General features: G+C 67.9%; 9 protein-coding genes. 6 read left to right on the top strand and 3 right to left on the bottom strand.

What is annotated here, in order from left to right; genetic code table 11:
* Window positions 1–211: 211 nt before the first annotated feature.
* Complete coding sequence (locus tag ACUJB0_RS26495; protein WP_161087462.1) at window positions 212–1,009, bottom strand: inositol monophosphatase family protein; 798 nt, start codon at window positions 1,007–1,009, stop codon at window positions 212–214.
* A 168-nt stretch (window positions 1,010–1,177) separates the two neighbouring features.
* Here ACUJB0_RS26495 and ACUJB0_RS26490 point away from each other — a divergent pair, with 168 nt between their 5' ends.
* Window positions 1,178–1,966, top strand: coding sequence for an RNA methyltransferase (locus ACUJB0_RS26490; protein ID WP_444847846.1), 789 nt, complete (start codon window positions 1,178–1,180; stop codon window positions 1,964–1,966).
* A 65-nt stretch (window positions 1,967–2,031) separates the two neighbouring features.
* Here ACUJB0_RS26490 and ACUJB0_RS26485 read toward each other — a convergent pair whose 3' ends face one another.
* The gene (locus ACUJB0_RS26485; protein ID WP_444847845.1) at window positions 2,032–3,420 is read right to left on the bottom strand and encodes a hypothetical protein; all 1,389 of its coding nucleotides are present in this window, start codon (window positions 3,418–3,420) and stop codon (window positions 2,032–2,034) included.
* 65 nt (window positions 3,421–3,485) lie between these two features.
* Window positions 3,486–4,637: a hypothetical protein gene (locus tag ACUJB0_RS26480; protein WP_444847844.1), complete on the bottom strand. Its 1,152-nt coding sequence runs from the start codon at window positions 4,635–4,637 to the stop codon at window positions 3,486–3,488.
* Between the two features lie 97 nt (window positions 4,638–4,734).
* Between ACUJB0_RS26480 and ACUJB0_RS26475 the strand changes: the two genes are divergently transcribed.
* The 5 genes from ACUJB0_RS26475 (at window position 4,735) to ACUJB0_RS26455 (ending at window position 12,185) form a co-directional block, all read left to right on the top strand.
* Window positions 4,735–7,383 (top strand): M1 family metallopeptidase, encoded by a 2,649-nt coding sequence (locus ACUJB0_RS26475; protein ID WP_444847843.1) that lies wholly within the window; start codon window positions 4,735–4,737, stop codon window positions 7,381–7,383.
* An 84-nt stretch (window positions 7,384–7,467) separates the two neighbouring features.
* Complete coding sequence (locus ACUJB0_RS26470) at window positions 7,468–7,992, top strand: twin-arginine translocation signal domain-containing protein (RefSeq protein ID WP_444847842.1); 525 nt, start codon at window positions 7,468–7,470, stop codon at window positions 7,990–7,992.
* Window positions 7,989–9,656 carry a GMC family oxidoreductase N-terminal domain-containing protein gene (locus tag ACUJB0_RS26465; protein WP_444847841.1) on the top strand — a complete coding sequence of 556 codons (1,668 nt, stop codon included), beginning with the start codon at window positions 7,989–7,991 and terminating at the stop codon, window positions 9,654–9,656. Before ACUJB0_RS26470 ends, ACUJB0_RS26465 begins: the two co-directional genes overlap by 4 nt.
* A 27-nt stretch (window positions 9,657–9,683) precedes the next feature.
* Window positions 9,684–10,628, top strand: coding sequence for an esterase/lipase family protein (locus ACUJB0_RS26460; protein WP_444847840.1), 945 nt, complete (start codon window positions 9,684–9,686; stop codon window positions 10,626–10,628).
* 72 nt (window positions 10,629–10,700) lie between these two features.
* On the top strand, window positions 10,701–12,185 hold the full coding sequence (locus ACUJB0_RS26455) for a PAS domain-containing sensor histidine kinase (RefSeq protein WP_444847839.1): 1,485 nt from the start codon (window positions 10,701–10,703) through the stop codon (window positions 12,183–12,185).
* Window positions 12,186–12,188: the final 3 nt, after the last annotated feature.

The raw sequence follows: 12,188 nt of genomic DNA, 5'->3' as shown, positions 1-12,188 counted from the left end.
GCTTTCTAGGCGCCAGTCGCAGGCAATCAGAGTGGATGACACTGCGGCTAAAGGACTGGTCAAAAGTGCCGCAGGCCTGAGTATAGCAGCTAAGTGCATTGATTATTTCGCTTAGGAAATAAAAAAACCCCTGTGCGCATAAGACGGCCAAGGCCGCCTTATGCGCACAGGGGATTTTTTTTGTAACAAATACTCTACTTTTGCTAATTCATCATGCTTTTGGCTGCTCGCCGAACTGCGCCAGCAGGCCGACCATCTGGCCGAAGATCTTCGGGCTGGCGGCGATGATGTCGCCCTTGTACAAGTAATCGGACTCGCCGTTGAATTCGCCGACGATGCCGCCGGACTCGGTCACCATCAGCGCGCCGGCCGCGATGTCCCAAGGCTTCAGGCCTTTTTCATAGAAGCCGTCCAGGCGGCCGGCGGCCACGTAGGCCAAGTCCAGCGCGGCGCTGCCCGGGCGGCGCACGCCGTGGCAGCGTTCGGCCATGATGCCGTACATCTTCAGGTATTCGTCCAGCGCCTTGGCGTTGCCGGCCACGTAGCCGGTCGACAGCAGGGCGTTGGCGATGCGGTCCAGCTTGGTCACGCGGATGCGCTTGTCGTTCAGGTAGGCGCCGGCGCCCTTGGTGGCGGTGAACAGGTCGTTGCGGACCGGGTCGTAGATCACGGCCTGCGTGATCACGCCGCGCTGCGACAGCGCGATCGAGATCGAGTATTGCGGGAAGCCGTGCATGAAGTTGGTGGTGCCATCGAGCGGGTCGATGATCCAGGTGAATTCAGTCTCGTCGTTGGCGTTCTTGGACGGGCCCGACTCTTCGCACAGGAAGGCGTGGTCGGGATAAGCTTTGGACAGCACCTCGATGATGGCCTGTTCGGCCGCCTGGTCGACGTCGGTGACGAAGTCCTTGTGGTTTTTCTCGGTGACGATGACGCGGTCGAGGTCGAACGACGCGCGGTTGATGACGGCGGCGGCGCGGCGGGCGGCTTTGATCGCCGTGTTGAGCATTGGGTGCATGTAAGCTTTTCCGTTAAAAGAACGCTAACGCCCACCGGGGGCCTCAGCCTGCCCGGCAGCACGAAAGTGTACAAGAGTGAATTAAAGAGCGGAGCGGCGACGACAGGGTAAAATCCCGGGGAATTTGTGTATCGATACCGCGCAATAGCGCTATTTTAAATGAACCTGCCCGAAATCAATACGAATCTTTTCAAACAGCTGCGATTTATTCTGGTCGAGACCAGCCGCGCGGGCAATATCGGGGCCGTGGCACGGGCCATGAAAACCATGGGTTTCAGCGACCTGGTGCTGGTCACGCCCCGTTTCGACAACGCGCTGGACGACCCCGAGGCGGTGGCCTTCGCCAGCGGCGCCGGCGACATCCTGGCCGGCGCGCGGGTGGTGGGCAGCATGGCCGAGGCCCTGGACGGCATCAACTTCGCGGCCGCCGTCTCGGCCCGGCTGCGCGAATACTCGCCGCCGGTGCTGACGCCGCGCGAGGTGGCAGGGCAGCTGGCGGCCCAGCCGGAGCTCCACGGAGCCCTCATCTTCGGCAACGAGCGCTTCGGCCTGCCGAACGAGATCGTCGAAAAGTGTAATGTGTTGATTAACATTCCGGCCAACCCGGAGTACTCGTCGCTGAACCTGTCGCAGGCGGCGCAGGTGCTGGCCTACGAGTGCCGGATGGCGGCGCTGGACGGCGCGCCGCCGTCGATGAGCGTGCGCCAGCCGGCCGGCGACGCCAACGAAATCGGCTTCCAAGGCGAGGCGGCCAGCCTGGCGCAGATCGAGGGCATGTACGAGCATCTGGAGCAGTCGCTGGTGGAGATCGGCTTCCTCGACGCCGGCAACCCGCGCAAGCTGATGCCGCGCCTCAAGCGCATGTTCGCCCGCGCGCAGCTGGAAAAAGAGGAAGTCAACATCCTGCGCGGCATCGCCCGCCATATGGTGGGCAAGCGCAAGGACTGAGTCGGGAGCGCGGCGCACCATGAAACTGGTGGCGGCGGGGGACAGGATCTGCGCCGCGAGCCAGCCTACCGCGTCAGGGACTGGATCCGCGAGGCCGCCACCGCGTTGACGAAGGCTTGGTCGAAGCCTTCGGCCATGTGCCACGGTCCGGTGGCGTCGTCGCGCTCGAACACGAAGTCGCCTTCCAGCGTGGTCGAGCCGTCGCGGCCGATCGCCGCCAGCAGCGGGTCGTTGCGTTCGACCAGCAGGCGGCAGCTGTACGCGGTGCCGGCCGCGATCTCGCGGCACGGCGCCAGCGGCTCCACTTCGGCGATCTCGCGGCTGCGCTCGGGCGAGCTGGTGGCCAGCTTGGGGATGCCGGACATGGGCGACTCTGCAGACAGCCGCCGTCCAGCCGGCAAGGCCGAGGACATCAGCCGCTCGACGCCGGCGCGGAAGGCGCGCTCGGCCGCGGCCCGCCCGATCGGCTCGGCTGTGTTGATGAACTTGCCGTCCGCGGTCAGGTGGCCGAAGCGCGCCTCGACAATGGCGGGCGAAGCGCCGACCACCGCGAAGTCCTGCTTGCCCGGCGCGCTGGGTTCGATGGTGAAGGCGTACGGCGTCTCGGTCTTGTCGATGGTCAGCGTGGCCTTGCAGCCGCGGATGCGCGGCTCGCTGGCGTAGCCCACTTCCTTGATGCCGCTGACGCGCGGCAGCATCGCGTCGGCGCCGGGGCGCATCGAGCTGATGCGCTGGTCGATGCTGGCGCGCAGCATCAGGCCGTCGAGCGTGCGGCTGATGTCCGGGTCGGTGCAGGCCGGCGCGGCCGATGGCGTCACCGTGTGCCAGATGTAGACGCTGAACGCCAGCATCGGCACGGCGATCCACATCCAGACCGGGCCGGGCAGCAAGGCGCGCAGGTAGGCGGTCTTGGCGTCGTGGTATTCGAGGTCGAGGCGTTCGACCTCCTGCAGGATGGCCGCGCGGCGCACGTCGCCGCCTGCGCCATCGCGGCGGAAGTCCTTCAGGCGCCGGCGGCTGATGTGGCCGTTGTGCGTCAGCCAGACCAGCGCCTCGCCCGGCGACTCCAGCAGCAGCTCTTGCGGCAGCTGCGGCAGTACCCGGTCCAGCTCGTCCTGCGTGATCAGCGCGGCCGACACCAGCGCGCCGAGCTTGTCGCGGTTGATCTGTTCGCGCACGCTGAGGTACTTGGCCAGCGTCTCGCTGATGATCTCGAGGTGGCGCGCGCCTTCCTCTTCGCTGTAATTGGCCTCGATGCGCGTGCAGGCGTGCGCCATGTCGTCCGGCGTGACGATGTCGCGCTGGATCATCCACACCAGCTGGTCGGACATGCTGTCCATCGCCGCCACTTCGGACGCGCCGGGATCGGCCAGCGCGCGGCGGCGCTGGCCGGCGGTGATGATGCCGATCGAGAGCAGGGTGTCGAGGCCGGTGGTGGTGGTGTCCGAGGTCATGAGTGCCTGTGGCGAAAATAAAGATTATTTATTTTATAATTTCCGCCGATCACCTGTCGCACGGCTCAGTCGGTGCGCGCGGCCTGGACCGCCTTGCGGAAGTCCTCCGCGAAACCTGGCGCCGGCCGCCACGCCTGGCCCGAGTCGTCGCGCTGGAAAGAGAATTCGCTGTCGAGCAGCGTGGAGGAGGGCTGGCCCGCCGCCGCCAGCTTCGGATCGTCGCGCTCGACCAGCATCCGGCAGCGGAACACGCCGACATGCCGCGAGGCCTGGTTGCACCTGGCGTCCGGCTGCAGATCATGGATCGCGTCGCGTTCGCGCTGGCCGTCGGCGAGCTGCATCACGCCGGCAAAAAAGACTTTGCGCAGCGCGCGCCCTTCCAAGGGGGCCTTGGCAAAGCTTGGATAACGAACGCGAATACGCCGGTTCCAGTCCCACTGCTCCAGGCGCTCTTTGATAATCTCCGGCACGCCGCTCTCCATTACAAAGGCGCCCTCGTCGCCTGTCGACTCCAGGGTGTAGCCAAATGGACGCTTGATGCGGCCGAAGGTCAGCGTACCGGCGCAGGCGCGGGTGGCGGGCGAGTCGTACTGGCTGATCTGGTGGATGCCGCTGATGGCCGGCATGCCCAGGCGCTCGTTGCCGTGGCCAAGGATGGCCGCGCGCTGCTGTGCCGGGCCGCGTACCATTTTGTCGATGCTGGCCAGTACGCGGTCGTCGCCGCAGTCCGGCAGCGACCTGGCCTTGTGTTCCTTGTTGGCGCCATAGGCGATGAACAGCACGGCCAACACCCACACCCACCAAGGCCCCGGCAACAAGCCGTTCCAGCGGACGCGGCGAGGACGCGGCGCGGTGCGCGTCAGCAGCGCATGGTCGGCGCGTCCGATCACGCCCGATGACGCCAGCGCGGCGAGCTGCGCCTGGTCGGGATCCTGGCCGCCCAGGCTGCGCCTGGCAATCGCCCGCGCCAGCACGGTGGCATAGCGTTCGCGCCGCTCGCCGCGATAGGCGGCCTGCACATGGCGGCGCGCCCGCTCCAGGTCGGCCGTGCCCAGGATCGCGCGCGATAGCAGCCACAGCAGGTGCTCCGACAGGTCGGCGGGCTGTTCGTTCCTATGAAAATCCGGATGCGCTTGCGCCGCGCGGTGTTGGGTGTCGGTGATGATGCCGGCCAGTTGCAGGGTGGCGAGGCCGTCGGCCCGTGTTTCGAATGACATGAGTGTTTGAATGTCGACGGTTTTACGGCCGCCAGCGGTGTTATAGTCTTACGATTGTAATTTAAACATGAAAATATAACCTGACCAGGAGATGGATATGCATGTTCGCGGCGTGATGGGGGTGGCGTTGGCCTTGGCTTTTCCTGCAGCATCGGCATTGGCGCAAGCGGCGTCGCCGGTGTTTGATTTCGCCACCACGCCGGGGCGGCTGCCCAAGAACGTGGTGCCGCTGGAGTACACCATCGCGCTCACGCCCAACGCCGCGGCCCACACCGTGGCCGGCACCGAGAGCATCGTGCTGGACTTCAAGGCCGCCAGCGCCGTCATCCAGTTCAACTCGCTGAACCAGAAACTGAGCAAAGTCCTGTTGGACGGCAAACCGGTGCGTTCCGTGGTGTCGGACGACAAGGCGCAGCTGACCACCATCAAGCTGGCCCGTCCGGCCGCGCCCGGGCGCCACACGCTGAGCTTTGCCTACAGCGGCAAGATCGAGAAGGAACCGCGCGGCCTGTTCCTGCAGGAGTACGTGACGCCGGCCGGCGCCAAGGACGCGATGCTGACCACCCAGTTCGAAGCCACCGACGCCCGCCGCATGTTCCCCTGCTGGGACGAGCCGGCCTTCCGCGCCGTGTTCAAGCTCAGCGTGACGGTGCCGGCCAAGTGGGCGGTGTACTCCAACATGCCCGAGAGCGAGCGCAGCGTCAAAGGCGAGCTGGCCACCACCCGCTTCGCGCCGACGCCGAAGATGCCGACCTACCTGGTCGAATTCTCCGGCGGCGACCTGGCGCACATCGCGGCCGAGAGCGGCGGCACGCGGTTCCGCGTGGTCGCGGTCAAGGGCCAGGAGCAGGGCGGCCAGCAGGCGCTGGCCAACGCCCAGCAGATCCTGGCCGACTACAACGATTACTTCGGCGTGCGCTATCCGCTGCCCAAGCTTGATTCGATCGCCGTGCCTGGCGGCTTCAGCGGCGCCATGGAAAACTGGGGCGCGATCACCTACAACGACCAGGCCCTGCTGATCACCCCGTCCAGCACCATGGGCAACCGGCAGACCGTCTACAGCATCCAGGCGCACGAGATGGCGCACCAGTGGTTCGGCGACCTGGTCACGATGGGCTGGTGGGACGAGCTGTGGCTCAACGAAAGCTTCGCCTCGTGGATGGCCGCGCGCCAGACCGACCTGCGCAACCCCAGCTGGCGCTGGTGGGAGCATCAGGACGCGACCAAGGAGGACGCGATGGGCGCCGACGCCCGCGCCACCTCGCACGCCATCGTGCAGCACGTGACCAACGAGCTGCAGGCAAGCAGCGCCTTCGACCCGGCCATCACCTACAGCAAGGGGCAGGCCGTGCTGCGCATGCTGGAGGCGCACATGGGCGCCGACAACTTCCGCAGCGGCATCCGCAGCTACATGAAGACGCACGCCTACTCGAACACCCTCAGCGGCGACCTGTGGCAGGCATTGGACGGCGCCGGTGCCGGCCAGGTCAGCGGGATCGCCCGCGCTTGGACCTCGCAGCCGGGCTTCCCGCTGGTGTCGGTGACGGCCAGCTGCGACGCCGCCGGCGAGCGCACGATCGCCCTGACGCAGCAGCGCTTCCTGTTGCAGGGGCTGGGCAGCGGCAAGGGCCATTGGCCGGTGCCGTTGCAGGTGCGCAGCGGCGCCGGCGCGCCCAAGCCGGTGCTGTTCGACGGCGACCGCCAGAGCGTGCCAGCCGGCCGCTGCGACGAGACGCTGAGCATCAACGCCGGCGCGGTCGGCTACTTCCGCGTGGCCTATGACGACGCCACGCTGGCCCGCATCACCCAGTCCTTCGCCAGCGTGCCGGAAGCGGACCGCATCGCGCTGCTGGACGACCAGTGGGCGCTGGTGGGCGCCGGCGCGCAGCCGCTGGCGAGCTACCTGGCGCTGGCCTCGGCCATGGGCGACACGGCCAACCAGCGCGCCTGGGAGCAGATCACCGGCGCGCTCGACACCATCGAGACAGCCGAGCGCGGAACCCCTGGCCACGCCGCCTTCGCCGCGTATGCGCGCTCCATCGTCAAGCCGCTGTCGGTCAAGCTGGGCTGGGACGCGCGCGCGGACGAGTCGCCGGGCATGCAGAAGCTGCGCCGCTCGCTGCTGGCCGACCTGGGCGGCTGGGGCGATCCGGACGTGCTGGCCGAGGCGCGCAAGCGCTTCGCCGCCTTCGTCGCCGACCGCGCCGCCCTCTCCGCCGACGACCAGCTGATGGTGCTGGCCATGGTGGCCGAGCACGCCACGGCGGCCGAGTTCGAACAGCTGCACGCGATCGCCAAGTCGGCCAAAAACGAGACGGAGTTGCGCCGTTACTACACGGCGCTGATGCAGGTGCGCGATCCGGCGCTGGCGGAGAAAGCCGCCGCGATCGCGCTGTCGGACGAGATCCCCAAGCAGGCCGACATGGCGCGCATCGGCCTGGTGGGCGTGCTGGGCGGCGAGCATCCGCAGCTGTCCTGGTCGGTGTTCACGCAGAACTCCGAGCGCCTGATCGCGCCGCACCAGCCGTTCGGCCCGATGATACTGGCGCAGTACACGCCGGAGATGTTCTGGCGCGCGCTGCCGCCCGAGCAGCTGGAGGCCTGGATCAAGGGCAGGGTGCCGGCCGACCTGCTGCCCAACCTGGCGCGCGGCATGGAGGTGGCGCGCTTCAAGCTGGCCGAGAAGGCCATGCTGGTCAAGGCCACCGACGCCTACCTGGCCAGCAAGCAGGCGCGGGCCGACTAGACGCGGCACTCTATTTTTTGCGGAGAAGCTTGTCCGTCCGTTCACGTACACTAGCTGGATTATAAAAACGAGACGGACGGAGACATGACCACCCGCAGATCTTTCCTCAAGATCGGCGCGGCCGGCGCGCTATTGCTCGCAGCCGGCGGCGCCGCCTATCGCCTGACCCATCCCCCCGCGGCGCCGCAGGCGTTCGTCCTCGACGGCGAGGCCGGCGCGGTGCTGGCCGCCATCGTGCCCGCGATGCTGGGGCCGGTGCTGCCGGCCGACGCCGCCGCCCGCCGGGCCGCGCTGGACGCCGCCACCGCGCGCACGCTGGCCGCCATCCACGGCCTGCCGCTGGCCACCCAAAAGGAAGTGCAGGACCTGTTCGGCCTGCTCGCGCTGGCGCCCGCGCGGCGCTGGCTGGCCGGCGTGTCCGGCAGCTGGCGGGAGGCCGCGCCGCAGGAGGTGGCCGCCTTCCTGGAGAGCTGGCGCCATCACCGCCTCGCCATGCTGCAGACGGCCTACCTGGCGCTGCATGACCTGATCCTCGGCTCGTGGTACGCGGAGCCGTCGACCTGGGCCGGCATCGGCTATCCCGGCCCGCTGAAGGAGCTGCAAAAATGACGAATTTGGGCAATACGACGAATATCCCGATCGCCGCCGCCAAGGGCCCGATCCCCGATCCGATCCAGGCCGGCCTGGCCGCCGGCTGGCGCGTGACCGACTGCGCGCGGCTGGACGCCGACCTGACGCTGGAGGCCGACGTGGTCATCGTCGGCAGCGGCGCCGGCGGCGGTGTCAGCGCCGAGATCCTGGCGCTGTCCGGCCTGCGCGTGCTGATCGTCGAGGAGGGCGCGCTGCGCTCCTCGTCCGACTTCAACATGAAGGAGGCCGAGGCCTATCCGCAGCTGTACCAGGAATCGGCCGCGCGCAAGACGCGCGACAAGGGCATCAACATCCTGCAGGGCCGCACCGTGGGCGGCAGCACCACCGTCAACTGGACCAGCAGCTTCCGCACGCCCGACATCACGCTGGCGTATTGGAATAAACAGTATGGTTTAAAGGACTACACGCCGGAACAGCTGGCGCCGTGGTTCGGCATGATGGAGCAGCGCCTCAACGTCATGGACTGGCCGGCCGCGCCCAACGAGAACAACGACCTGCTGCGCCGTGGCGCCGCCAAGCTGGGCATCCCGACCGCGCTGATACGGCGCAACGTCAACGGCTGCTGGAACCTGGGCTACTGCGGCATGGGCTGTCCGACCAACGCCAAGCAGTCGATGCTGGTCACCACCATCCCGTCGGCGCTGACCCAGGGCGCCACGCTGCTGACGCGCGCCCGCGCCGAGCGCTTCGTGCTCCAGGGCGACAAGGTGGCGCAGCTCGACTGCGTGGCGCTGGACGCCTCCGGCCACGCGCCAACCGGGCGCCGCATCACCTTGCGCGCGCGGCACTTCATCGCCGCCGGTGGCGCCATCAACACGCCGGCGCTGCTGCTGCGCTCGGGCGCGCCCGATCCGCACGGCCTGCTGGGCAAGCGCACCTTTTTGCATCCGGTGGTGATCTCGGCCGCCACCTTCGAGCAGCGCGTGGACGGCTACGCCGGCGCGCCGCAGACCGTGTACTCCGACCACTTCCTGCACAACGCGCCGATCGACGGGCCGATGGGTTACAAGCTGGAAGTGCCGCCGCTGCATCCGCTGCTGCTGGCCACCACGGTGGCCGGCTTCGGCGCGCAGCACGCGGCCGAGATGGCGCAGTTCCCGCACAAGCAGGTGATCCTGGCGCTGCTGCGCGACGGCTTCCATGCCGATGCGCCCGGCGGCAGCGTGGCGCTGGACGGCGCCGGCGCGCCGGTGCTCGATTACCCGATCAGCGACTTCATCTGGGACGGCGCGCGGCGCGCGCTGCTGACCATGGCCGAGATCCAGTTCGCGGCCGGCGCCAGGGACGTGTCGCCGGTGCACGAGTCGGCGCCGCGCTACACCAGCTGGGCGCAGGCGCGGGACGGCATCGCCGCGTTGCCGCTCAAGCTGCTGGCCACGCGCGTGGTGTCGGCGCACGTGATGGGCGGCTGCGCCATGTCCGGCGACGAGCGCCAGGGCCTGACCGGCGCCGACGGCCGCTACCACGGCCTGGCCAACCTGTCGGTGCACGACGGCTCGCTGTTCCCGACCTCGATCGGCGCCAATCCGCAACTGTCGATCTACGGCATCGTGGCGCGCCTGGCCAGCAACCTGGCGCAGCAGCTGACCGGCAAGCCGGCGGCCATCCCGGTGCGCGCCTGACCGGCCGGACCGGGGTATGATGGCGGCATGATCAAACGCTGGATTATCCTGCTGTTGCTGGTGCAGGCCGGCGCCGCGCTGGCGCTGGCGGCCGGCCTGCATCTGGTGTGGCGGCCGGCGTGGGAAGCCCCGCTCAACCCGCCGCTGACCGCGCTGGCCTATGGCGCGCTCGGCCTGGCCTGTGTGCTGCTGGTGCGGATGGCGCTGTCGGCCAACAACTTCCTGCTCAGCTCGCGCGCGGGCAAGGGCGCGCCCACGCCGGCCGACCACGCGCTCAACCCGGCCCGCGCCGCCGGCCTGTTCCTGCATGAATTCCGCGCCTCGATGCTGGCCTCCAGCTTCGACATGCTGCGTCCGCTCGGCATGCAATTGCAGCCGCAGGCGCGCGGCCTGCCGGTGCTGCTGATCCACGGCTATGCCTGCAACAGCGGCTACTGGCGGCCGCTGAGCGCGCGCCTGGCGCGGGCCGGCATCAGCCACTACGGCATCGACCTGGAACCGCCGGGCGCCTCGATCGACGCCTACGTGCCGCAGGTGCAGGCCGCCATCGAGCGGCTGTGCGCGGAGACTGGCAGCAAGCAAGTCATCATTGTCGGCCACAGCATGGGCGGGCTGGTGGCGCGCGCCTGGCTGCGCCGCCACGGCGCGGACGCGGTGGCGCGCGTCATCACGCTGGGCACGCCGCACCACGGCACCGCGCTGGCCCACTTCGGGCCGGGCGGCAACGCGGTGCAGATGCGCTACCGCAGCGAATGGCTGGCGGCGCTGGCGGCGTCTGAGGCAAATTTGCAACGCGGGCTGATCAGCTCCATCTACTCTGTCCACGACAACATCGTGGCGCCGCAGGATTCCGGCGCCTTGCCGGGCGCGCGCAACCTGGTGTTCGGGGCGATCGGCCATGTGGCGCTGGGCCGCCATCCCGCCATCCTGCGCTGCGCGATGGAGGAAATCGCCGCCGCCGCGCGATTGTGACTTTGTGTGAATTTTCGCGTTGCCGCTTACTGTATGTTTATTGTCATGTAACGGCGGACAAGGAGGGACACCATGGCGACTGACTTCGGCACTCTGATCCTCAACGAAACACCGGACGCCGTTGTGCTGACTTCGCTGGAAGGCGAAGTCGTCTGTTGGACCAATGGCGCGCGGGCGATGTTCGGCTACAGCAGCGACGAGGCGCTGGGCTGCCGCCTGGCCGAACTGATCGCGCCGGCCGCCGGGGATGGCGCCGAGGACGACGTGGTGCGCGAGACCCTGGCCAGCGGCGTCGCCAACTATGAAACCATGCGCCGCGCCAAGGACGGCACGCTGGTGTACATCGACAGCTCGTCCAAGCTGGTGCGCGACGACGACGGCCAGCCCGAGTATATTTTGTGGACCAAAAAAGACGTCACCGCGCTCAAGGTGCTGCGCGACGCCAAGCTGGTGCAGGCGCGCTTCGGCGACCTGCTCGAATCGCTGCCGGACGCCATCGTGCTGGCCAACGCCGGCGGCCGCGTGGTGCTGGTCAACGAGCAGGCCGCGGCCCTGTTCGGTTATCCGCGCGAGGCCATGCGGGGCATGGCGCTGGAGCAGCTGATGCCGGCGCGTTTCCGCGAGCGCCACGTGCGCCACCGGCGCGACTTTCATCAGCAACCGGTGGTGCGTCCCATGGGCGGCGGCCGCGAGCTGTTCGGCCTGCGCAAGGACGGCGTGGAATTCCCAGTCGAGATCAGCCTGAGCCCCATCGCCTCGGAGGAGGGCACGCTGGTGATGAGCGCGATCCGCGACACCAGCGAGCGCAAGCGGATCGAGCGTTCGTTGCAGGAAAAGAACGCCGAGCTGGCGCGCGCCAACGCCGCCAAGGACCGTTTTTTGAACGGCATGTCCCATGAATTGCGCACGCCGCTGAACGCGATCATCGGTTTTACGGGTACTATGTTGATGAAGTTGCCTGGCCCCATTAATGACGATCAGGAAAAACAACTGCGCACGGTGCAACACAGCGCCCGCCATCTGTTATCCTTGATCAATGACTTGCTGGAACTGACCCAGATCGAGACCGGCAGCCTGAAGCTGGACATGGCGCCGCTGCCGTGCCGCCCGCTGATCGACGAGGTGTTGTTACTGTTTAAGCCGCAGGCCGAGCACAAGGGGCTGGCGCTGGATTTCGTCAGCGTGCCCGACGAGCTGGTGGTGATGGCCGACCGCCGCGCGCTGCAACAGATACTGATGAATTTGCTCCACAACGCGCTCAAGTTCACCGACCGGGGCGCGGTCACGGTGCGGCTGGACCAGGGCGTGTGCCACGAGCGCCCCTGCGCCATGATCAGCATCAGCGACACCGGCATCGGCATCGCCGACGAGGACCGCGCCACGCTGTTCCAGGCGTTTTCGCAGCTGGAGGCCGGCAAGCTGCGGGAACTGGAGGGAACCGGGCTGGGCTTGCATCTGAGCCAGCGCCTGGCCGCCATGCTGCATGGCGAAATTTTGTTTGACAGCACATCCGGCGCCGGGAGCTGTTTCACCCTGGCGCTACCGCTGGAACGATGAAGA

The sequence above is a fragment of the Duganella caerulea genome, assembly GCF_040362985.1.
In the GTDB taxonomy this organism is placed as follows: Bacteria; Pseudomonadota; Gammaproteobacteria; order Burkholderiales; family Burkholderiaceae_D; genus Rugamonas; species Rugamonas vulcania.
Note: the sequence above shows the minus strand (reverse complement) of the source record. Positions and strands in the feature narration are given on the sequence as shown.

Excerpts from the sequence above, each read along its gene's own strand:
- ACUJB0_RS26495 (WP_161087462.1), bottom strand. The coding sequence starts at position 1,009 with ATGCTCAACACGGCGATCAAAGCCGCCCGCCGCGCCGCCGCCGTCATC.
- ACUJB0_RS26490 (WP_444847846.1), top strand. The coding sequence starts at position 1,178 with ATGAACCTGCCCGAAATCAATACGAATCTTTTCAAACAGCTGCGATTT.
- ACUJB0_RS26485 (WP_444847845.1), bottom strand. The coding sequence starts at position 3,420 with ATGACCTCGGACACCACCACCACCGGCCTCGACACCCTGCTCTCGATC.
- ACUJB0_RS26480 (WP_444847844.1), bottom strand. The coding sequence starts at position 4,637 with ATGTCATTCGAAACACGGGCCGACGGCCTCGCCACCCTGCAACTGGCC.
- ACUJB0_RS26475 (WP_444847843.1), top strand. The coding sequence starts at position 4,735 with ATGCATGTTCGCGGCGTGATGGGGGTGGCGTTGGCCTTGGCTTTTCCT.
- ACUJB0_RS26470 (WP_444847842.1), top strand. The coding sequence starts at position 7,468 with ATGACCACCCGCAGATCTTTCCTCAAGATCGGCGCGGCCGGCGCGCTA.
- ACUJB0_RS26465 (WP_444847841.1), top strand. The coding sequence starts at position 7,989 with ATGACGAATTTGGGCAATACGACGAATATCCCGATCGCCGCCGCCAAG.
- ACUJB0_RS26460 (WP_444847840.1), top strand. The coding sequence starts at position 9,684 with ATGATCAAACGCTGGATTATCCTGCTGTTGCTGGTGCAGGCCGGCGCC.
- ACUJB0_RS26455 (WP_444847839.1), top strand. The coding sequence starts at position 10,701 with ATGGCGACTGACTTCGGCACTCTGATCCTCAACGAAACACCGGACGCC.